Annotated in this window: 25 protein-coding genes; 21 read left to right on the top strand and 4 right to left on the bottom strand. The window is 63.7% G+C overall.

Going from position 1 to position 19,188, the window contains the following annotated elements:
- Positions 1-2 precede the first annotated feature (2 nt).
- From NFJ07_RS22970 to NFJ07_RS22880, 19 genes are all read left to right on the top strand, one after another.
- Positions 3-614, top strand: a complete 612-nt coding sequence (locus NFJ07_RS22970) for a deoxynucleotide monophosphate kinase family protein (protein WP_269998116.1) — start codon at positions 3-5, stop codon at positions 612-614.
- 98 nt (positions 615-712) lie between these two features.
- Entirely contained in the window at positions 713-1,303 is a 591-nt protein-coding gene (locus NFJ07_RS22965) for a hypothetical protein (protein WP_269998114.1), read from the top strand.
- A gap of 213 nt (positions 1,304-1,516) precedes the next feature.
- Entirely contained in the window at positions 1,517-2,347 is an 831-nt protein-coding gene (locus tag NFJ07_RS22960) for a hypothetical protein (protein ID WP_269998112.1), read from the top strand.
- Between the two features lie 2 nt (positions 2,348-2,349).
- A complete protein-coding gene (locus NFJ07_RS22955) occupies positions 2,350-2,673 on the top strand; it encodes a DUF7574 domain-containing protein (protein WP_269998110.1) in 324 nt (107 codons plus the stop codon).
- Positions 2,670-3,077, top strand: a complete 408-nt coding sequence (locus NFJ07_RS22950) for a hypothetical protein (RefSeq protein ID WP_269998108.1) — start codon at positions 2,670-2,672, stop codon at positions 3,075-3,077. The genes NFJ07_RS22955 and NFJ07_RS22950 overlap by 4 nt, the downstream gene beginning before the upstream one ends.
- Complete coding sequence (locus NFJ07_RS22945) at positions 3,074-3,277, top strand: hypothetical protein (RefSeq protein WP_269998106.1); 204 nt, start codon at positions 3,074-3,076, stop codon at positions 3,275-3,277. Before NFJ07_RS22950 ends, NFJ07_RS22945 begins: the two co-directional genes overlap by 4 nt.
- Before the next feature lie 159 nt (positions 3,278-3,436).
- Complete coding sequence (locus tag NFJ07_RS22940) at positions 3,437-4,126, top strand: recombination directionality factor (RefSeq protein WP_269998104.1); 690 nt, start codon at positions 3,437-3,439, stop codon at positions 4,124-4,126.
- On the top strand, positions 4,126-4,326 hold the full coding sequence (locus tag NFJ07_RS22935; protein ID WP_269998103.1) for a hypothetical protein: 201 nt from the start codon (positions 4,126-4,128) through the stop codon (positions 4,324-4,326). Before NFJ07_RS22940 ends, NFJ07_RS22935 begins: the two co-directional genes overlap by 1 nt.
- A gap of 90 nt (positions 4,327-4,416) precedes the next feature.
- Complete coding sequence (locus NFJ07_RS22930) at positions 4,417-4,677, top strand: glutaredoxin domain-containing protein (protein ID WP_269998101.1); 261 nt, start codon at positions 4,417-4,419, stop codon at positions 4,675-4,677.
- The gene (locus NFJ07_RS22925) at positions 4,674-4,973 is read left to right on the top strand and encodes a hypothetical protein (protein WP_269998099.1); all 300 of its coding nucleotides are present in this window, start codon (positions 4,674-4,676) and stop codon (positions 4,971-4,973) included. Before NFJ07_RS22930 ends, NFJ07_RS22925 begins: the two co-directional genes overlap by 4 nt.
- On the top strand, positions 4,970-5,413 hold the full coding sequence (locus NFJ07_RS22920; protein ID WP_269998097.1) for a hypothetical protein: 444 nt from the start codon (positions 4,970-4,972) through the stop codon (positions 5,411-5,413). Before NFJ07_RS22925 ends, NFJ07_RS22920 begins: the two co-directional genes overlap by 4 nt.
- 375 nt (positions 5,414-5,788) lie before the next feature.
- A complete protein-coding gene (locus NFJ07_RS22915; protein WP_269998095.1) occupies positions 5,789-8,299 on the top strand; it encodes a phage/plasmid primase, P4 family in 2,511 nt (836 codons plus the stop codon).
- Positions 8,300-8,627: 328 nt separating this feature from the next.
- Positions 8,628-10,538 (top strand): DNA polymerase, encoded by a 1,911-nt coding sequence (locus tag NFJ07_RS22910; RefSeq protein WP_269998093.1) that lies wholly within the window; start codon positions 8,628-8,630, stop codon positions 10,536-10,538.
- A 40-nt stretch (positions 10,539-10,578) separates the two neighbouring features.
- Positions 10,579-10,893: a DUF7169 domain-containing protein gene (locus NFJ07_RS22905; RefSeq protein WP_269998092.1), complete on the top strand. Its 315-nt coding sequence runs from the start codon at positions 10,579-10,581 to the stop codon at positions 10,891-10,893.
- Between the two features lie 141 nt (positions 10,894-11,034).
- Positions 11,035-11,841, top strand: coding sequence for a hypothetical protein (locus tag NFJ07_RS22900; RefSeq protein ID WP_269998091.1), 807 nt, complete (start codon positions 11,035-11,037; stop codon positions 11,839-11,841).
- Positions 11,842-12,041: 200 nt separating this feature from the next.
- A complete protein-coding gene (locus NFJ07_RS22895) occupies positions 12,042-12,857 on the top strand; it encodes a hypothetical protein (RefSeq protein WP_269998089.1) in 816 nt (271 codons plus the stop codon).
- A 57-nt stretch (positions 12,858-12,914) separates the two neighbouring features.
- The gene (locus NFJ07_RS22890; RefSeq protein ID WP_269998087.1) at positions 12,915-13,412 is read left to right on the top strand and encodes a hypothetical protein; all 498 of its coding nucleotides are present in this window, start codon (positions 12,915-12,917) and stop codon (positions 13,410-13,412) included.
- On the top strand, positions 13,412-13,804 hold the full coding sequence (locus NFJ07_RS22885; protein WP_269998086.1) for a hypothetical protein: 393 nt from the start codon (positions 13,412-13,414) through the stop codon (positions 13,802-13,804). The genes NFJ07_RS22890 and NFJ07_RS22885 overlap by 1 nt, the downstream gene beginning before the upstream one ends.
- A 42-nt stretch (positions 13,805-13,846) precedes the next feature.
- Entirely contained in the window at positions 13,847-14,440 is a 594-nt protein-coding gene (locus tag NFJ07_RS22880; RefSeq protein ID WP_269998085.1) for a SprT-like domain-containing protein, read from the top strand.
- Between the two features lie 98 nt (positions 14,441-14,538).
- Here NFJ07_RS22880 and NFJ07_RS22875 read toward each other — a convergent pair whose 3' ends face one another.
- Positions 14,539-15,513: an NgoMIV family type II restriction endonuclease gene (locus NFJ07_RS22875; protein WP_269998084.1), complete on the bottom strand. Its 975-nt coding sequence runs from the start codon at positions 15,511-15,513 to the stop codon at positions 14,539-14,541.
- 106 nt (positions 15,514-15,619) lie between these two features.
- Here NFJ07_RS22875 and NFJ07_RS22870 point away from each other — a divergent pair, with 106 nt between their 5' ends.
- Positions 15,620-16,708: a DNA cytosine methyltransferase gene (locus NFJ07_RS22870; protein WP_269998082.1), complete on the top strand. Its 1,089-nt coding sequence runs from the start codon at positions 15,620-15,622 to the stop codon at positions 16,706-16,708.
- 52 nt (positions 16,709-16,760) lie between these two features.
- On the opposite strand, the gene NFJ07_RS22865 is transcribed toward NFJ07_RS22870, so the two are convergent.
- Positions 16,761-16,913 (bottom strand): hypothetical protein, encoded by a 153-nt coding sequence (locus tag NFJ07_RS22865; protein WP_269998080.1) that lies wholly within the window; start codon positions 16,911-16,913, stop codon positions 16,761-16,763.
- A gap of 28 nt (positions 16,914-16,941) precedes the next feature.
- Positions 16,942-17,364, bottom strand: coding sequence for a hypothetical protein (locus NFJ07_RS22860; RefSeq protein WP_269998078.1), 423 nt, complete (start codon positions 17,362-17,364; stop codon positions 16,942-16,944).
- A gap of 38 nt (positions 17,365-17,402) precedes the next feature.
- Here NFJ07_RS22860 and NFJ07_RS22855 point away from each other — a divergent pair, with 38 nt between their 5' ends.
- A complete protein-coding gene (locus NFJ07_RS22855; RefSeq protein WP_269998076.1) occupies positions 17,403-18,077 on the top strand; it encodes a DUF6338 family protein in 675 nt (224 codons plus the stop codon).
- Between the two features lie 61 nt (positions 18,078-18,138).
- Here NFJ07_RS22855 and NFJ07_RS22850 read toward each other — a convergent pair whose 3' ends face one another.
- Positions 18,139-19,089 carry a DUF2971 domain-containing protein gene (locus NFJ07_RS22850; RefSeq protein ID WP_269998074.1) on the bottom strand — a complete coding sequence of 317 codons (951 nt, stop codon included), beginning with the start codon at positions 19,087-19,089 and terminating at the stop codon, positions 18,139-18,141.
- Between the last annotated feature and the right edge of the window lie 99 nt (positions 19,090-19,188).

Raw genomic sequence — 19,188 nt, 5'->3', positions numbered from 1 at the left:
AAATGACTTCAGCCCCTATCGTCGGCCTTATCGGCAAGAAGCGCTCCGGCAAAGACACCTTCGGCGCCGCCTTGATCGAGGCTCACGGCTTTACCCGCGTTGCCTTCGCCGACCCGCTTCGCCAGGCCGCGCTCGCTCTCGACCCCTTTGTCGGTCGACCGGCGCTCCCCGGCCAGCTTGCGCCTCAGAAGGACGTCCGCCTCTCGGACGTGATCGAGACGATCGGCTGGGAGGCCGCTAAGGACTATGTCCCCGAAGTGCGACGGATTCTGGAAGCGTTCGGGACGGACTCGATCCGCAAGCTCGACGAAGGCTTCTGGGTCCGCATGGCCGTCGAGAAGATCCAGGCGACCGACGGCCCCGTCGTCGTGACCGACGTTCGATTCCCCAACGAAGCCGACAAGATCCGCGAGCTCGGCGGGATCGTCGTCCGGATCGTCCGGCCCTCCCAGGAGCCGACCGGTCCCGCCCATCAATGCGAGACTTCGCTCGACGAATATTGCGAGGACATGACGTTTTATAACGCCTCTACCCTCGACGACTTCACCGCTCTAAGCTGCCACTTCGGCGGCGTCTTTCTGGCTAATTTCTCCGCTGGAAAGACCTCCCCCTAATTCAAAGGCCCGTTGCTCTTCGACACTCGAAGAGTGACGGGCCTTTCTTTTTGTCCAGAATCTAGCGTGAGGCGCCGCGCGTGGCGTATTGTCACTACATGACTTCCCTAAACGATGCTCAGATCGTTGCTATTAATTCACTCCGAGCCTATAGATCCGGCCCCGAAGGCGAACGGACCAGTAACCTCCGCGCCGTCGCGACCGCTTTTGTCGACGCCCGCGAGCACTTCTTCACACCCCAGGGCGAGCCGGACTGGCTGGGAAGGACACACGCTTACCGGACATGGGTCCGCGAGACTATGCGCCTTGCTAGCGTCCAAGCCGAGGAGCTCCCTACTGTCCAGGCGGCGATCCGCTACCACGTCGGGAATATCGTCCGCGAGCGGATGGACGCCGACACGATCGAGGGCTTGGGCCTCCGCTCGTCGAGCCCGAAGCAACGCTCCGTAGAGAAGCGCGGACGTCATAGCGAGGTCCTCAATTTCTTCGGTAACGGGGGCGCTGAGATCACGGACGCCAACGATATGCAGGTCGCCGTCGGAATGATGGAGGCGGCGGTCGCACGTATCCCGCTAGAGGCGGTCGCCGGGCAGGACGCGGCGACGCGGAAGAAGATCCGCGAGTCTTTAGAGAGCCTTCAAGATCGTTTACACGATCTCCACGCCGTAGCGAGCTCACGCCGGAAGTGATCTTTGAGTGACAAAGTGACGGAATGAACGTCACTTTGTATTTACTCTCTAGGATCTCTCTCTCTTAACAACTAAAGCGAAGTGACGCTAGAGCCGTCACTTCGTCACAGCCCCAGGAAATCCTCCTGGGGCTTTGTTATTCCCTGAGCAAACCGGCCGCTCCGGCCCTCTCCTCCTTCGTCCCCATACGAACGACTGAAGGAGGCCGTCCTCGTGACGACACCCAAAGTAAACACAATCAAACGCGGCGGAGCCCGCTTCTATGTCAGCCCCGAAGACGGCGCGATCAAGGTCCCCGGCGTTACTTCTGTAGTCGGGATGCTCCCGAAGGAGTTCCTCCGCTACTGGGCCGCGAAGATGGTCGCCGAAGAGGCAGTCGCCGACCCCGGAACGCTCGTCAATATGGTCCTGCGCGACCCGTCGGCCGCCGTCGATCACCTGAAGAAGGCGCCGGATCGCACGACCCGCAAGGCCGCCGATATCGGAACCGCCGCTCACGACCTCTTCGAGAAGCTCGCCCGGAATGAGTCCGTCGGCCGCGTCCATCCGGACCTGGAGCCTTTCGTCCGGCACTTCAGCGAGTTCCTGGACGTCGCCCAGCCTGAGTACCACTTCATGGAAGAGACGGTCTGGAGCGACAAGCACGGCTACGCCGGTAGCTTCGACGCCTTCGCGACGATCCAGGGCGAGCGAGTCTGGATCGACAACAAGACGACCCGCTCTGGGATTCACGAAGAAGTCGGGATCCAGCTTGCGGCGTACCGCTTCGCGGACTCGATTATCCGGGCGGACGGCGGCCGAGTCCCTATGCCTGAAGCCGACGGCGGCGCCGTCCTTCACATCCGACCCGAAGGCTGGAAGCTGGTCCCTGTCCGCTGCGACGAAGCTATGTTCGACGTCTTCCTTCACCTTCGCGAGGTCTTCCGCTACGAGAAGGAGATCAAGGGGACGATCGTCGGCCGAGAGATCTTCTCCGGCCCGGCTGAAGGCTTCGAGAGCGGCCCGAAGCGCCGGACTCCCCGCGCCCAGCGGACGGGAGCCTAGTCGTGAGACTCCACGCCCTGATCGAATCTGAGGGCCTCGTCCCGGTCGCCAGCCTCCACGCTGGCGGCTGGGAGTGGGGCGCTATCGCGGTCTACTACAAGCCCGACGCCCGGCGCTTCTTCTGGCTCTCCGAGTCCGGTTGCTCGTGTACGTACTTCGGCGACGGCAGTAGCTACGCCCTGGGCGACTTCCAGGACGGCGACCGCCAGGCGGCGATCGAGGCCCTGAAGGGCTTCTCACACTGGGACGACACTCCCGGCCGTGACGACGTCGAGCGCGAGGCTACGAACGTCCGTAACTACAAGTACGAGGAGATAAGCAAGTGACACCGAAGGCCGTCCACGGCTCACGAGAGGATCTCCTCTGGCTCGCCGGACTCCTGGAGGGCGAGGGCTCCTTCGACGCCCATCGTGGGAAGTATCCGCGTATCCGCCTGGGCATGACAGACCGCGACGTCGTCGGCCGCGCGGCCTCCCTCATGGACGCCTCGATCCGGCTCTCGCTTCGTCCGGCCCCGAATCAGCCCACCTGGCATACGGAGATCTCCGGAGTCCGGGCGGCGGCCATTATGGCGGAGATCCTCCCCCATATGGGCGCCCGCCGCTCCGGGAAGATCGCCTCGTGCCTCTCGGCCTACCGCTGGCCGAAGGAAGTCTCGAAGGCGGCCTCTTTCCCTGGTCCGGCGCTCTCGCGCCCCGCTGGGATCTCGAAGCCGGTAACGGCGTCATGAGCGGCTTTATCGCCGTCATGATCGAGCCTCGCGGCGTCCCCCTGGAGGGCGAGCGGGCGATAGTCCTCAATCAAGAGGACTTCCCTACCCGCGAGGCGGCGCAAGCTCGCGCCGACCGTCAAGCGGCTTTCGAGCGGAATTTCTGCGTCGGCGACAAGTCCCGCTTCGCGGTCCTGGAGCTCCCGGACCCGGCGCCATAGCCCCACCTGAAGAGCCTCTCTCCCGTCCTGGGAGAGGGGCTCTTTTTCTTTGCCTGGAAGTGAGCAGCGGAAGCCCCCCGGCCCTCTCCTCCTCTGTCCGAAACACCCCGGACCCGCCGCCGAAGCGCGGCCGGTCCAAGCACACGAGGAGCCCGAATTATGGGACTGAAAATCTTTGGTAACGACCCCGAAAATCAGCCGAAGCCGCGCCAGCGCTTCGCGGACGACGTCGTCGGCCGCTTCCGCTCCGGGCATCAGTTGAACGGCCGCCCGGCCGCCCTGGACGACTGGCGCGTGACGACCGGCGACCCGGAGGTCGCTAACGCCGTCTTCGACATTCTGGGTGGCGACGCTCCTCAGGAATGGGACGCGAAGGGCGAGGACAACTTGGAAGTCTTCACCGCGACCCGCGAGGTCGAGATCATCATGGAAGGCCCGAAGGCCCTCCGCTCGGCCATGATCCTCTGGGGCCGCAACGGCAAGATGATCTCCAAGTCTGACGGCGAGGTCATGGAAGACGGCACGCCGGACCCGGACGCGGATCTCTCCTTCCAGGAGCGGAAGAAGAAAGGCCAGGACGGCATCGGCCCGGTCCCTCAGATCGAGGTTTACTTCCGCCTGGCCGAACAGCCCGATCTCGGCATCTTCAAGTTCCAGACCGGCTCTTGGAGCCTGGCTTCGGATCTCGCGGCGTATGACGTCGAGGGCGAGCTCGCGGAGATCAACGGCCCGACGAAGGCCGTCCTGGAGCTCGAACCTGTTTCCTTCGTCGTGAAGAAGGGGCCGCGCGCCGGGCAAACAGTCGCCTACACGAAACCGAACCTCATCATCAAGGGAGCCGCCGAATAATGCCCGCTTTGCCAATTCTCTTCCTGTCCCTGGCCGCCCTCGTGCTCGTCGTCCTGAAGGGCGTCGGCATCCTGGCAATGGTCCCTCTCTGGGTCTGCCTCCTGCCGCTGGTCCCGCTGGCGCTCGTGTTGGTCCTCGTCGTCCTGGCGGGCATCCTCGCTGCGATCATCGCCGCGAAGGTCACCCTCAAGGCGGCCTAGCCTCTCCCGCAAGCAGCACCCTCTAGCCCCTGCTCCTGGACGACGATCCAGGGGCGGGGGCTTTCCCGTACCTGAAAGAGCGTTTACATCATGGCTGAAATTACCGTTTACACGACCCCCGGCTGCGTCCAGTGCCGCCCGACGAAGGCGACGCTCGGCAAGATGGGCGTCCCTTTCCGCGAGATCGACCTCGCACTCCCCGAGAACGAAGAGACCGCCGACTGGATACGCTCCCTCGGCTACTCCCAGGCGCCCGTCGTCATGACCTCCTTCGGCGACGAGTGGACCGGCTTCCGCCCGGATCTCCTGGAAGCCTTCGCCGCCCGCGTGAAGGCGGAGGCTGGCGAATGATCCAGAAGAGCATCCCTCACGCGATCGTCGACCGCCAGGCGCTCACTGTGAGCCTGGACGGCGAGGAGCTCCCCTATTTCTACGCGGAGCAAGGCCCCAGAACGGAGGAGCTCGGCGAGGGCCTCTCGATCCTCTGGCTCCCCGTTATCGCCGACGGCGTCGAGGAGATCCCGGCCGACGAGCCGAAGAGCCCCTTCCGCTCGAAGGATCTCTGGCCGGAGCCTGAGCCGGCCGTTTACACGGACGTCGTCACCAAGGGCGGCCGTGTCCTGCGGAGCTACAGGGGTGACTCATGAGCGCGGCGAAGCAAAAGGGCACGAAGTGGGAGACGGACCTGGTCCGCTCCCTCGGCGGCTTCTTCGAGGGGCGCTACGGACTGGCTCCGCGCCGCGTGGCACAAGAGGGCTTCCTGGATTCTGGCGATATTCACGGTATCTCGCCCTTCGTCGCCCAGGCGAAGAATTACAAATCCTGGGAGGAGGCGATCCGCCTCGGCCTGGACGGCGCCGAAAAGCAGAAAGGCCGCGCCGGAGAATCCTACGGCGTGGCCTTTGTGAAGCGGGTCCGGCGATCTGTCGGCGACGGTTACGCCGTTATGACTGTCGCGACTTTCGCGCGGCTCCTGCTTCGTCTCCGTCGGGCGGAGGCGCTTCTGGCGCTACATGCTCGCGACGAGGTCCAGAGCGTCCATGAGCGGGAGAGCGCCGAAGACGAGCGGCGGGAGTATCCCCGCTAGGCGCGCGGGAACCCAAGTCGCGTAAGACCCGTCAGCGAAGACCGCGTGGGACTCGCCTAGCCCTATCCCAAGTCGGGGGAGGAGGACATACGTCGCCTCCTCCTCCGATATGGCGAAGATATCGTCCGCGCCGATCGCTTCGATTACCGGATGTGCCGCTGTCGTTGGCTCGTCAAATTCCATCTTGCCCCATAACTCTTCGCCCGCCCCTAGGGGCGGGCTTTTTCACTTCGTTGCGCCTTCAACGATATCGGCAAGCGCTTGACGCCCGAACTTTACCGACCGGTAATTCCAAAAAGTTATCTGAGCAAAGCCGGAGCTCCTGGCCCTCTCCCTTTCTGAACCACTTCCCCACTACTGAAACGGAGCTCCCTCGTGACCCTTTCCGATCTCCTGACGAAGCTCGACGACGTCGAGGCTACGCCGGACGGCTACCTCGTCCACTGCCCCGCCCACAAGGACTCGAAGCAGAGCCTCCGCCTCACCGTCTCGGACGCCGGTAAGGTCCTCCTCCGGTGCCGCGCCGGTTGCGAGACGACCGCCGTCGTCAAGGCCCTGGGCCTGACCATGAAGGACCTGGCAACCATGACGGCGGGCGACGTCGACCTGGAGAAGCGGGCGACCTCCCAGGACGTCCCGGCCTCCCCTGCCGAAGTCGCGGCCCTGGCCGTGAAGTTGGACGGATACTTCGCCCTTTACTGGGACGAGGATGCCGGTAAGGCCGCACAGGAGTATGCGTTTACGCGCTTCGGGATCGACGCTTCGGCCGCTGGACGCCTGGGCCTCGGCTACGCGGAGGATCTCGGCGGCGGTCCCCGCCTCGTCGTCCCCTTCTGCGATAAGGACGGCGTCGCTCGTGGCTTCCAGGCCCGCGCCCTCGACAAGGACGCGGCCGTCCGCTGGCTCGGCCCGAAGTCTCCCGACGGCGCCTCCTGGGCGAAGATCGGCTTCTTCCCTGGCTCCGCTGGCTTCGACGAGATCATCGTTACGGAAGGCCCCGGCGACGCGCTGACGTCGTCGGCTGCCCTGGGCTTCGACACGGTAGGAATCCGCGGCGCCGGTCTGGCCGCTAACCCGGCCGTGATTGATTCCCTCGCCGACATGGTCAAGGGCCGCGAAGTCGTGATCGCCGGAGACGGAGACCCGGCCGGTCGCCGCTTCTCCGCCGTCCTGGCCGAAGCCCTCGTCTCCCGCGATATCCGCGTGAAGGTCCTGGATCTCCCGGACGGGATGGACCTCACCGACTGGCGCGACCGCGACCCCTCCCGCTTCTACGCCGAAGCGATCCGGGCGATCGCCGAGGCCCAAGTCGTGAAGTCCCGAACGGCCGCCCTCCTGGCCTGGGACGAAGAGCGGTACTCGCTGACGGACCTCGGGGGCGCCCGCTACCTCCGCGACTACGTCGAGAGCCTGGGCTCCGGCGTCCGGTACACGGAGGAGATGGGCTTCTTCCTCCTCGAGGACGGCGTCTGGCGGAAGGACGAGCAACAGGCCGTTAGGACTCACGCCCAGGGCGTCGCGGACCTGGTCCGTAACCTGGCTCGCGAGGCGTCTAACGCCGTCTCCGGCCAGGAGGACGAGGGCGTCTCCCAGAAGGACAAGAAGCGGGCGGCCCGCCTGAACCGCTACGCCGCCCACGTCCAGACCTCGCGCGGGATGGACTCCATGCTTCGCGAGCTCCAGGCCGTCCAGGGCGTCCCGGCTCGTGTCGGCGACTTCGATAAGCATCCGGATCTTTTGGCGTGCCGTAACGGCGTCGTCGACCTCCGGACGGGCGACCTTCTCCCCCACGATCCGGCGCTTCTCCTGACTCGCCGGATGGAGATCGACTACGACCCGAACGCGAAGGCCCCGCGCTGGGAAGCATTCCTGAAGGAGGTCTTCCCAGCTCACCGCGCCCTCCCGGACTACATGCGCCGCCTCGTCGGCTACGGGATCACCGGACACACCACGGAGCAATGCTTCGCGGTCCTCTGGGGCACTGGGGCGAACGGTAAGTCGGTCCTCACGGACACGCTGACGGAGGTCTTCCGCGAGCTCACCGTGACGACTCCTTTCTCAACCTTCGAGGATCGGGGATCGGGCGGCATCCCGAACGATATCGCGGCCCTGAAGGGCGGCCGTCTCGTCATGGCCGCCGAAGGTGAGCAGGGTAAGCCAATGTCTGAGGCGATCCTGAAGCGCGTCACCGGCCGCGACCTGATCTCCGCCCGCTTCATGCGGAAGGAGTTCTTCGAGTTCCGGCCGACCTTCCTCCTCATGCTGGCGACCAACTTCAAGCCCAGCTTCAAAGGCCAGGACGAGGGCCTCTGGCGCCGCGTGAAGCTGATCCCGTGGGAGCGCTACTTCAAGCCCGAAGAGCGCGATCACCGCCTGGGCGACAAGCTCCTGGCGGAGGCTCCAGGGATCTTCGCCTGGGCGGTTCGAGGCGCTCGTGAATGGTACGCGGGCGGACTCCAGGACCCGGAGATCATCAAGAGCTCGACGAAGGAATACCGCGAGACGTCCGACGCCCTCGCGGGCTTCCTGCCTGGTCAATTCGTCTTCGACGACGAGGCCGGTCGCGTCGACGGAAAGGTCCTCTTCGACGCTTACCTGGCCTGGGCCGACGAGGAGAACCTCCCCCAGCGCGAAGTCTGGACTCGCCGGACCTTCTTCGGCGCCCTGGAAGAGCGCGGGCTCACGAAGCGGAAGACAAATAAGGGCGTCGCCTTCGACGGCGTCCGACGCGCCCGCCAGACGGACAACGTCCCGGATCACGACGCCCCGGAAGATGTTCCGCTTCCTGGGCGAGCAGGAGACGGCTTCCTGGCCCTCTCCAAAGGTGACAACAAATCATCAGAGCTTCCCGCCCTCTCCGGCGCGGATCTCGACTCAGTCCTCTAAGGAGACGCTATGGAAGACGAAATCGGCGACGTCGAGCTCGCGCCGCGCGAATACGTCTGCGATCGGTGCCGCCTGGTCCACTGGACCGGCGCGCCCGACGCTTGCGACCGCTAACTGAAAGACCGCCCGCCCCCTCCGTGACTATTCCGGGCGGGGCGGGCTCCAGGCCGGTAATTAGGCCGCTGCGCACCCCCACACCACCACACAACAAATTGTTGCCTGGCTGGCGTCTTCTCGCGTCCCCATGAAATTCGCAAGTTCCGCGCGGCGGAGGGTTCGACTCCCTCACCGGCCACTCCCGTTTACACACCCTCGAAAGGATCACGCCTTGATCTCCCTCACTCACACGATCGGCGGCGACGAGTGCCGGATCTTCTTCCCGGAGCGCCGCCAGGATCTCCCAGGCTTCGACGCCTTCCTCGCCCAGGGCGACAAGGTCCTGGGCTTCGACACGGAGACGACCGGCCTCGATATCTTCTCCCCTGGCTATAAGTGCCGCCTCGCTCAGTTCGGCAACACGCGCGAAGCCTGGGTCCTCCGCGAGGATCTCTTCGGCGACGTGATCGAGCGGACCCTCCGCCAGCCTCGCGCCTTCGTCGCCCATAACGCCCCCTTCGACCTCCTGGTCGTCGACGAGCATGTCGGCGTGAAGATCGAGGAGCTCGCCGACCGCGTCTTCGATACGCGCGTCTTCGCCCACCTTCTCGACCCTCGGATGAAGTCCGAAGGAGGGGCCGGCTTGCACCTGAAAGAGCTCTGCGAGATCTACGTCGACGACCAAGCCCCGGACACTCAGAACGGCCTCGCGGCGATCTTCCTGAAGCTCTATAACGACTGGAAGAAGACCGTCACGCCGGAGACGTCCGATGCCTACGCCCAGCGCGTCGGCAAGCGGCCGCACATGCCCTACGGCTTCGCAAATATCCCGATCGACCACGAGCTCTATGTCCGTTACGCGGGCCTCGACGTGATCCTTGCGACCCGCCTCTTCTACGAGCTCGCGCCGCTAATCAAAGAGCTCGGCCTGAGCGACCTCTCGAAGTTTGAGCACCACCTCCAGAGCCTCCTCGCGATCATGCAGCGCAAGGGCCTAAAGCTTGACGTCGCCTACATCGAGCAACTCCGCGCCGAGTTGATCCAGGAGCACGAGCACTACTCGAAGGTATCGGCCCGCTACGGCGTGGCGAACATCAACTCGACCGACCAAGTCGCGGCCGCCCTGAAGGGCATGGGCGAGACGCTGACGGAGACGACGGCGTCCGGGAAGGAGAAGGTCGACAAAGAGGTCCTTATGCCTCTTGCGGACCTGGATCGCGAATGGGAGCGGATCGAGGCCCGCGACCCTAACCCGCTGGCCGACGCCGTCCTCCGGGCGAAGCGCGCGAGCAAGTGGCAGACGAGCTACGTCGACGCCTTCCTGGATCTCCGGGACGGTAACGACCGGCTTCACGCCTCGATCGGCGGCCTCCAGGCCCGAACGGCGCGTATGTCGATCTCCCGGCCGCCGCTCCAGCAACTCCCCTCGGGAGACTGGAAGATCCGCCGCGCCGTGATCGCCGACCCCGGCGAGCTCATAATCGCGAGCGACTACTCCCAGGTAGAAATGCGCGTCCTCGCGGCGCTCTGCCAGGACCCGACGCTCGTCGAGGCGATCAAGTCCGGCGTCGACCTTCACGACTTCACGGCGGCGAAGGTCTTCGGCCCGGACTTCACGAAGATGCAAAGGAAGATCTCGAAGTCGATCGGCTTCGGCAAGGTCTACGGCGGCGGCGTCGCTACCGTGTCCAGGCAGACCGGCGCGAGCCAGGACTCGATCCGGCCTGCTATGTCAGCGTATGACGCGACGTTCCCAGGGATCAAGCGTTACGGCCAGCGGCTCCAGAAGCGGGCGGAGTACGGCAAGAAGGAAGTAATCACCGTCTCCGGCCGTCACCTTCCGCTCGACAAGGATCGGCTTTACGCGGCGACTAACTACGTCGTCCAGTCGACGGCCCGCGATCTCCTCGCCCAGGCGATCGTCGACATTTTCGACGCGGGCCTGGGAGATCACCTTCTCCTCCCGATTCACGACGAATTGATCGGCTCGGCTCCTGAGAAGGAGGCGGCGGAAGTGATCCAGGAGATCGGCCGAATCATGGGCTCGACCTTCTACAGCATCCCGATTACCTCGGATCCAGAGGTTTACGGGAAGTCCTGGGGCTCCGGTTACGGCGTCCCGGCTCACCTGGACGCGGCTTAGTTCCTCTGAAACAACCCTCCCCACGAAAGACGAAAAAAATATGACGACCTCCCTCCCCTCCGCCGTCCGCGTCTTCGCCGTCGCGAGCCTCTCCCTGGCCCGCTCGCTGGCTGACGCTGAAGAGATCCAATGGACGGCCGCGCCGGTCCCAAAGCCCCGAGAGGACACGACGGAGCGGGCGAAGGGCGGCCATGGCGACCCCACGCTGGCTACCGTTCTCGACGAGCGCCGTCTGGCCGTCCGCCAAGCCGTCGAGGAGGCTCACGCGACCCTCGCCGCCAACACGGAGGCCACGGCCGCCGCCCGTCAAAAGCTGGACCTTGCGATCGCTTCCTGGAATGGCGACGACGTATAAACGCGCCTGACCCACGAAAGACGCCTTACGGATTTGCGTAAGGCGTCTTTCGCGGCATAGAGTCGATCCCGTTGCCTTTAATCGGCAACAAAAATCCCCCTCTTAGCGCCACGAAAGGCGCCTTACGAAAGGTCTCTTATCATGCCTTCTTTCACCTCCGTAATCGCCGATATCTTCGACCGCCGCGCCGAGAAGCGTTTCTCCATGGAGGAGGAGCGGGATCTCCTGGCCGCTGCCCAGCTAGGCGACGAGGCCGCGAAGATTGAGCTCTTCTACGCCTACGCCCCGGCGCTCCGTAATAGCCTGAAGGGCTTCGTACGAGCTCAGACGGCGGGCGCCCAGGCGTCCGACCTGGAGGACGTCCGCCAGTCCGCCGTCATGGGCCTATTGGAAGCGATCCAGAAGTTCGACCCGCTGACTCATGACCGCCTCGCGGCGATCGCGGCCGGTCACATCAAAAACGCCGTCGCCGCTCACGCCCAGGATGCCTCTGGCTTCACAATCCCGGATACGAGCATGAAGCGCTTTTTCCGGATCCTTCGCGACGCTAACGGCGACACCGAGGCGGCCGCGCTCCTGGCTCCTTCGCGGGAAATGAAGTCGGAGACCTTCCTCGCGATCCTCTCCGCGATTCGCAACGTCGACGGCCTGGAGGCTATCCAGGACGACGGAGTCGGCGAGTCCACCGGCCAGGGCCGCGAGATCCAGGTCCGCTCGCTCTTCGGCGACCCGGCCGCCGACGCTGAGGACGCCGTCCTGGTCGACCTGGCCTTTATGGCGGTCGATGACCTGGAGCGCGCGGTCTGCCGCCTGTCCTATGGCTTCGAGGATTACGAGCCCGTTCCGGACGCCGAAGTCGGCCACCGCCTCGGCCTCTCCCGCCCGAAGACTCAGCGAGTCCGCGCCGGAGCACTCGGCAAAATGCGTCAAGCTCTGGGCGTCGCGTAAAGCGACTATCGAAAGGCGGCGGCTGTTCATGTATCGAGGATACGATGGCCGCCGCCAATTAGTCCAATCGTTAGTCAACTCTTTTGAGTTATTGCGCGGAGCTCCTAATCGCCCTCTCCCGCGCAAGCCGACTTGCGTAAGTCGCCTTGCGTTACTTAGGCTGTTTACACAACAAAGCCTTACCGACTGAAGGAGTCACATTGACCGCCGCTGAAGCCCTCCGCAAGATCGCCAAGACGACCGACGCCCTCCTCGTCGATGCATGGTGGAAGACCGCCAAAGCCGAGGACCGCGTCCGGTCCTATGTCAAAATTCAGGAGGACACGGCCAAGCGCGGTCGCCCCTTCCGGCTCACCGCCGAGCTCGCCGCCGCACAGGACGAGCTCGATAACGCCAAGGCCGAAGCCGCTCCGCTCGAAGCTATCGCCGCCGCTGGCAACTGGACCCGCTTCGTCCTGGTCCCTGGCGGCCACCTTCACAAGGGCTTCGGTTGCTCGACGCTCCGCTGGACCACTCAGGCGGGCCTCATGCCGGAATACTCCGGCGCGGAGGAGGTCGAGATCGTCGAGCTCGCCGGAGAGGCCGCTTGCACGGTCTGCTTCCCCTCCGCGCCGGTCGCCAAGAAGTCCATGCTCCCTATCCACGTCGCCGAGCGCGAGGCTCGCGCCCAGGAGGCCGCCGAGAAGGCCGCGAAGCGCGAAGCCGCAAAGGCCGCCCAGATCGTCGTCGGTCGCAAGGTCTACAAGAGCCAGCGCGGCGCCGAGAATCAGATCGGCTGGGAGATCGACACCTACGTTGGCCGCCGTTTCATGGTCGCCCAGGACGAAGCTCACCGCGCCCACCTGGACGACCTTGCCGCTAAGGACCTGGCCGCCGCGCGCGAGATTGCCGAGGCGATCGCCGCCGCCGTCGACGGCTACTCCGCCAAGGCGATCCTCGAAAAGAAGTTCGCCGCGAAGATCAAGGAACACCGGAAGTACCCGCACTACAAGATCCCGGCTGACGCAAGCCTCTAGCCCTCCTCGGGAGGGGCTCCGGCCCCTCCCCCTCACTCCCTGAAAGGACTCGCCACAATGGCTACCCGCAAAGATCCGATGCCCTTCGATCCGAAGCCCTGGAAGGCTGGCGCCCTCGTCGAGCTCGACGGCGTCGCCGCGACCGTCTGGAGCGACGGCCCGCTCGCGGCCTCCGTCTGGGCGGTCGACGCCGGCGGCCGCTTCCTGGCGATCAAGAAGCCCACGCCGACGCGCCCGGCTCGCGTCCTGGAGAACTTCGACGGCTGGGCGGCGGTTCTTCGTCACGTCGAGGGCGTCCGCCACGGCGGCTACGTCACGGCGAAGAAGCTCGGATTCACCGGCTACGGGCGCCAGCGGGCACCCTTCGTCCAGCGACTCCTTCACTCCGCGGCGACTTGCGAGAAGGCCGCCCAGGCCGACGAGCGCCAGGAGCTCACGTCGGGAGCCCGCCACGCGGCCGCCCTGGAGCTCCTCCGGGAGCAGAAGGCACCCTCCGGCCTCCAGGCTTGCGACTGCCTCCGGAACGGCGGCCAGACCGACCAGGCGGCCGCATAATGGCCGCCCGGCAACGGGTCGACCGCGACGAGTTCGCCAGGCTCGACGGCCAGGGCTGGACCCTAGCCCGCCTTGCTGCTCACTTCGGCGTCAACGAGCGGACCGTCGGCCGCGTCCGGCGCGAGCTCGGCCTCTCCCGCGATCACTTCCTGGCGCCGGAGCGGCTCGCCTGGATCGAGGCCCGTCTAGAGGAGGGCTGGAGCTTCGCGGAGATCTCCAGGACGGACGGCGTCGACCCCGAAACCCTCCGCCGCCACTTCCCCGGCCGGGCCTGGACCACGAGCCAGCGCGACGACCATACGCGCGCCCTTCGTCACTTCGAACGGGACCTCGGCAAGGCTGCATACGTCATTACGCATGGCGACTTGCGTAAGGCGCTTTTCGTGACTTAAACTGTTTACACAAGCCCGCTAGACCTACTGAAGGAGTCCACAGTGACCGCAAAGTTCCAGACCCGCGAAGAATGGCTCGTCGCCTCCGTCGAGGCCCTGACCCCGCTCTTCGAGGAGCTCGGCGAGACCGTTCCCGCCGTCCGCGTCTCCGTGGGCTGGCCCGGCGGCAACGGCCGGAAGAATTCGGTTATCGGCCAGTGCTGGTCGACGAAGGTCGCCGCCGACTCCGTCTCTCAGCTCTTTATCTCCCCGGTCCTGGACGACGCGGTCCGCGTACTGGACGTCTTGGCCCACGAGTTGATTCACGCGATCGACGATTGCGCGAGTGGCCACAAGGGCCGCTTCGCGAAGATCGCAAAGGCCCTCGGCCTCACTGGCAAGATGACGGCGACCGTCGCTGGCGACGACCTGAAGGCGAAGCTCGAAGAGATCGCGGCGGAGCTCGGCGAGTACCCTCACGCGGCGATCTCCTCCGGCGCCCAGGGGGCCGACGGCCCGAAGAAGCAGACCACTCGCATGATGAAAGTTGAGTGCGCCGATGGCTCCGGCTACAAAGCCCGCATGACCCGCCAGTGGCTCGCCGACTTCGGCGCCCCGATCTGCCCTTGCCACGAAGAGCGCATGATCGAAGCGTAAGGCGCCTCGCGCGAGACGTCCAAGACGAGAGGCCCTCCTAAGCTCAGGAACTCATTCCCAAGCCGCGAGTGGGGCCTCTCTGCGTTTCTGCGATACCGCTAGAACAACGGTCTCTCGGCGTCTCCTATTACCTCGCCGCTCCGTCCGGCTTCCTCCTCGGCCGAAGCGATGGCGCCCTCCGGTACCGAAGGAGGGACAGTCAGAGGAAGCGACTGCACCGCGCCGACCAAGTCGTCGTAATCTCGGATTCTGCCCTGATTGAGCAATCGCTCGAAGGTAATGCCAGGGCTCCACTTCCCACGCTTCTTGCTCCGGACTTTTTCCATGGCACGAATCAGTGCTGGCAGGTCCAAGTGGTAGACAAAGTCCACTGAGCCCGAGCCGTCAGCAAGAATCTTCAGCATGGCCGGACGCGGCTCCATCGTAATGACGGCATAGTGCGGCATCGGACCCCGGCGCTGGGACGCCAGCTTTGAACCCTGAGAAACACAGTCCTGAGCGCGGTCGGTGCGGAGGGTCCACTTCGACGAAAGGCCAAGGCGAAGTACGGACTCCTTACCCTCCTCCTCAGTGGCGCAAGTCAGATCAAGTTTGAGCAGCGATTCCTCCGGCATGTAGAGCTTCAGCCGTTCGCTGATTCTGTCCTGCTCGGCGAACTTTGTCGCCGCCGAGTCCAGGCTTGCTAGAAGCCTTGTCGTCGGCGCCGACGCTGGAAGCTTCTCGGCGATTTTCCGCAGCTGCTCGATCGTTGTCCCGGCATTTATGTGTCCTTCCTTGAACTCAGGAAAAACCCGCAGATGTGCGTACTGCTCAAACTCCAGCGCCGAGCGTGACCGCCGAATAACGAGGTCAGTCCGCAGCGGCTGTAGATGACCTTGAATTGCCTCTTCCAGCCTAGCGCCGGGGTCATTCCCTCCCGGCTGGTCATCCGGCACTCCGAGTTCTTCTAAGAGCGCCTTACCAAGCTCCACCGATCCAACGTCGCCCGCATCAGATGTGTTCGGGTATCGAGTCAGATTCCCTTGCTTATCGAGGCGGAAACCGCATAGCTGGGCGGCGAACGGTGCGGGCATGGCTTGAGCATTTCATTAAAGGCGAACATCCACCGAAACGGACACACCGCCCAGCAGGAATGTCTCACCCCACCGTAACGATAGGATTGCGACCGGGAAGGACATCATGGACATTCGCACAATTGACTTATTCGCAGGCGCCGGAGGACTATCTCTCGGCTTCGAGCAGGCCGAGCTCGGCTTCATGCCGATCTTCGCGGTCGAGATCGACAAGGCCGCCGCAAACACATATGAGCGCCACTTCGGCTGCGAGATGGAAACTGGCTCAGTGACCGACGTGAAGACGTTCCCAGAAGCCGACGTAATTATCGGCGGTCCCCCCTGCCAGGGCTTCTCGCCCCTGGGCCGCGACCGTGACGACGCCTCCCGCGCCGAGCTCAACGAGCTTTGGCAGCAGTACCTTCGGGCTGTCCGCCAAGTTCAACCGGCGGCATTCATCATCGAGAACGTACCCGAGTTTCAGAAGTCGGCGCAGTTCATGGCCCTCCTAGAGGCCATGGAAACTGACCCCGTGCTGAAACAGTACGCATTTAACTACGGCCCGCTGAACGCCGCCGACTATGGCGCCCCTCAGCGCCGCATCCGAGGCATCTTCATGGCCGTCCGCAACGCCGAAGAGGTTGAATGGCCGCCGCCCGTAACGCACGGCCCTAACGCCGCCAGCGGGACGCCTTACGTGACCGTGCGCGACGCTATAGGCGACTTGCCCGAGTACCCGACAGCCGTCGAGCCGGTAGTAGTCGAGGGGCTCGCGGGTGACCGGCAGGAGCTCCACCTGAAGAGGAACCCAAGGCCCACGAGCCTAGAGCGGTACATGGCGATTCCCGAGGGCGGGAACAGGTTCGACCTCGCCCGCAACCGGCCGGACCTACTCCCCCGGTGCTGGGCCGAGAAGCCGACCGGCACAACGGACGTCATGGGGCGGCTGTGGTGGGAACGCCCGTCGCCGACCATCCGGACGGAGTTCTTCAAGCCTGAGAAGGGCCGCTACCTCCACCCTGAGGCACACCGGCCCATCACCCACCGCGAGGCGGCCCGACTTCAGGGCTTCCCCGATAGCTTCATCTTCGAGGGCTCCAAAATCGAGATAGCTCGACAGATTGGCAACGCTGTTCCTACAGCGCTGGCTCAGGCGATCGCCCGCCACCTCCACAAGGCGCTCGTGGCACAGCGAGAACTCGTCGACGCCGCTTAGATCGATGCAAAGGAAAGCCGCCCTGGGACAAACCCAGGGCGGCTTTTTATTGTTACCGGATGCGCTTTTCCTCGCTCGGAGGGTCGGCGGCGTTCACGAGTTCCGCGAGCTCGTCGCCCGATAGCTCGCCGCCGAGCAACTCTTCAACGGCCAGGACGATCTGGTACAACTCGCGCCCCGATTTTGGGGCATCCTTCTCGGTCATGTAGCCAGGATACTTCTAGTGCTTCGAGTCATTTGAACCAGCCCTTTTTGGCTGGCTTGCCCTTGGGGGTCTTAGGCTCTATTTCGGCAGGTTGCCGATCTCGTCGCGAGGGCTTGGCCGTTTTCAGTCCGCTTAGCTTTGGTACGTTTGGGTGCTTTGGGTCTTCTTCAGTCCTGACCGTCTTGCGACGATATTCTTTCTCCACTCGCGTGTCAGGCCGCTTGATAACGACGTAGCGACTTAGATCATCCCCTAACGTCTCAGGATCAACCTCTCGGCCCTTCGCGTCGCGGATCACGACAACCCCGTTTTGGGTCAAGATGGTGCCGATAACGGACGGCTTCCCTTCGATCTCGACAATCTTCTCCGGTGTCGCACCCTTCTTCTTATACTTAAGGGCCCAACCTCTTCGGTCCGACGCCTTTTTTGATACCTTCTGTTCTCGTGCCATGGCGCTCCCCGGTACTCTCCAAGTGGTAGAAACACTGTATGCCAGTCTCCGCCATTGCCGCTCTGCTTTATCCTTTCTTCCTCATCCCGGGGCTCATATTCCTAAGTCGGGTCGAAACTCACCTGCCGCGACGCGGCCGCTCAGTCTTTCGTGAAACTGCGACGGTCATTTTCGCAAGCGTTGGTGCGGCAATGGTGGTTCTTCTTTCCTACCTCGGTATCAGTCTTGTATGGCGTCTGCCCATTGATTCACTAGTGGCCTTCGTGGCCGATCCGGCCAAAGCGTTCGACGCCCGACCCCGCGCCGTCATCGTTTGGATGGTCATATTTCTAGCGCTCGGTAGCGTCGTTGCCTGGGCCGCCGCCTCGAGATTTATCTTTGACGGCGTCAGACGGTTGCTCTGGGTAGGTAGCGGCGGGGACGTTCAGGACAATACGGCTTGGGACAGAGTACTGACACCCGAGGAGTTAGATGACGACGTCATCGTTGGCATCCAGCTAAAGAGTGGAATCTGGGTCCAAGGCGAGCACGACGCACATTCCGATGTCGCAGAAGAAAACGGCGACCGCCAGCTAATCCTTCGAAAGCCGCTTAGCTATCGCCTTAAAGATGACAACAGCTTGGAAGGACTAGATCCTTTCGACCGACTTGTTGTCCAAGCCTCGGAGATTGACTACTTGGTGACGTTGGACCGCAGGCCCGCGTCAAGCTAGCAGTGGAAGACACTTTGCATGACGTCCGGTGCTTCCTGGCGGCAAACCTCGGTCGCCGCGCCTAACTCCGGAATGGAATTTTGCTTGAAACAACGTCGACGTCTCCGTACCCAAACGAGATTAGGAGTTGCCTAACACCCGCGACCGCCTGGTCTGGGTACGGCGTTGGACCGACGGCTATTTGCAAGATGGGGAGATTCTGCATAGGTCGCGGAAGTGCCGCGCCTGCTCCCTCGGGCTCCTCGGCCGGGAGTCCGAGTTCAACATACGGGACGATGCCGTATTTGCTCGTTCGAAACTTGGTAAAACATCGAGACAGAGGCTGCGGAACTGGAAACACGACACGCCGTTCCTGTTCATGCTTGAAAGCTTCATCTTTAAACCTTTGCAGCGTTCGATTGAATTCGAGCATCACGTTGGTAATGGTCTGGGCGTCCTCGGCGGTTTGCTGCCCGGGATCCTTAGCGTAGGCGCGCACTAGCTGCAAACACTCCCGCGCGAGACTATCTTGCTCCCTTTTGCTGTAAATGGCGTCTTGCCATTCGCGGGGGCTTTCGTCGAAGTTGTCCGCCATCAGGCCAAGAATCGCCGCCGAACCGGCCACGTCTCCCAGGAGCTTCTCGTCAGACGGAAAGAGCACATCGCTCATGGATCGCTGCCTACGAAGAAAAAGCGGGCGCGCGGGATCTAGGCGAACGGCAAATCCGACTTCGTCCGTATAGTTGCGCCACATTGTCAGACTGTCTCGTTCATGGCAAGCACACGCTACAAACGAGAGGGTTTGATCAATCGTCCCCATCCCCCGAGCAAGTCGGAGAAAGCCTTGAAAGTTCTCGTCATCGACAAGACCATGCAGGTCATCTAGCTGCTTCGCCAAGACGGCGGGCCCAGTTCGAAGCTCCCGGTGGTCATTCATGAAGGCCGCGGAGCTCGCCCAGAGCACATGCTCCGACAGGATCCCAGACAGACCCGTCGCCGTCGTGTAGTGCCAGATCTCACCCAGAGTCGCCATAGCGACATCCTACGGCGCGCCCAGCCCGGTTCACGCACCCGCGTTTTGCGAATAACCTGACCCTAAAAGTCATGTGTCATTTACTCGACATTGGCTGGC

This window comes from Arthrobacter sp. B2a2-09 (assembly GCF_027587375.1).
Classification (GTDB): Bacteria; Actinomycetota; Actinomycetes; order Actinomycetales; family Micrococcaceae; genus Arthrobacter.
Note: the sequence above shows the minus strand (reverse complement) of the source record. Positions and strands in the feature narration are given on the sequence as shown.

Excerpts from the sequence above, each read along its gene's own strand:
- NFJ07_RS22970 (WP_269998116.1), top strand. The coding sequence starts at position 3 with ATGACTTCAGCCCCTATCGTCGGCCTTATCGGCAAGAAGCGCTCCGGC.
- NFJ07_RS22965 (WP_269998114.1), top strand. The coding sequence starts at position 713 with ATGACTTCCCTAAACGATGCTCAGATCGTTGCTATTAATTCACTCCGA.
- NFJ07_RS22945 (WP_269998106.1), top strand. The coding sequence starts at position 3,074 with ATGAGCGGCTTTATCGCCGTCATGATCGAGCCTCGCGGCGTCCCCCTG.
- NFJ07_RS22940 (WP_269998104.1), top strand. The coding sequence starts at position 3,437 with ATGGGACTGAAAATCTTTGGTAACGACCCCGAAAATCAGCCGAAGCCG.
- NFJ07_RS22935 (WP_269998103.1), top strand. The coding sequence starts at position 4,126 with ATGCCCGCTTTGCCAATTCTCTTCCTGTCCCTGGCCGCCCTCGTGCTC.
- NFJ07_RS22930 (WP_269998101.1), top strand. The coding sequence starts at position 4,417 with ATGGCTGAAATTACCGTTTACACGACCCCCGGCTGCGTCCAGTGCCGC.
- NFJ07_RS22925 (WP_269998099.1), top strand. The coding sequence starts at position 4,674 with ATGATCCAGAAGAGCATCCCTCACGCGATCGTCGACCGCCAGGCGCTC.
- NFJ07_RS22920 (WP_269998097.1), top strand. The coding sequence starts at position 4,970 with ATGAGCGCGGCGAAGCAAAAGGGCACGAAGTGGGAGACGGACCTGGTC.
- NFJ07_RS22905 (WP_269998092.1), top strand. The coding sequence starts at position 10,579 with ATGACGACCTCCCTCCCCTCCGCCGTCCGCGTCTTCGCCGTCGCGAGC.
- NFJ07_RS22900 (WP_269998091.1), top strand. The coding sequence starts at position 11,035 with ATGCCTTCTTTCACCTCCGTAATCGCCGATATCTTCGACCGCCGCGCC.
- NFJ07_RS22890 (WP_269998087.1), top strand. The coding sequence starts at position 12,915 with ATGGCTACCCGCAAAGATCCGATGCCCTTCGATCCGAAGCCCTGGAAG.
- NFJ07_RS22885 (WP_269998086.1), top strand. The coding sequence starts at position 13,412 with ATGGCCGCCCGGCAACGGGTCGACCGCGACGAGTTCGCCAGGCTCGAC.
- NFJ07_RS22875 (WP_269998084.1), bottom strand. The coding sequence starts at position 15,513 with ATGCCCGCACCGTTCGCCGCCCAGCTATGCGGTTTCCGCCTCGATAAG.
- NFJ07_RS22870 (WP_269998082.1), top strand. The coding sequence starts at position 15,620 with ATGGACATTCGCACAATTGACTTATTCGCAGGCGCCGGAGGACTATCT.
- NFJ07_RS22865 (WP_269998080.1), bottom strand. The coding sequence starts at position 16,913 with ATGACCGAGAAGGATGCCCCAAAATCGGGGCGCGAGTTGTACCAGATC.
- NFJ07_RS22860 (WP_269998078.1), bottom strand. The coding sequence starts at position 17,364 with ATGGCACGAGAACAGAAGGTATCAAAAAAGGCGTCGGACCGAAGAGGT.
- NFJ07_RS22855 (WP_269998076.1), top strand. The coding sequence starts at position 17,403 with ATGCCAGTCTCCGCCATTGCCGCTCTGCTTTATCCTTTCTTCCTCATC.
- NFJ07_RS22850 (WP_269998074.1), bottom strand. The coding sequence starts at position 19,089 with ATGGCGACTCTGGGTGAGATCTGGCACTACACGACGGCGACGGGTCTG.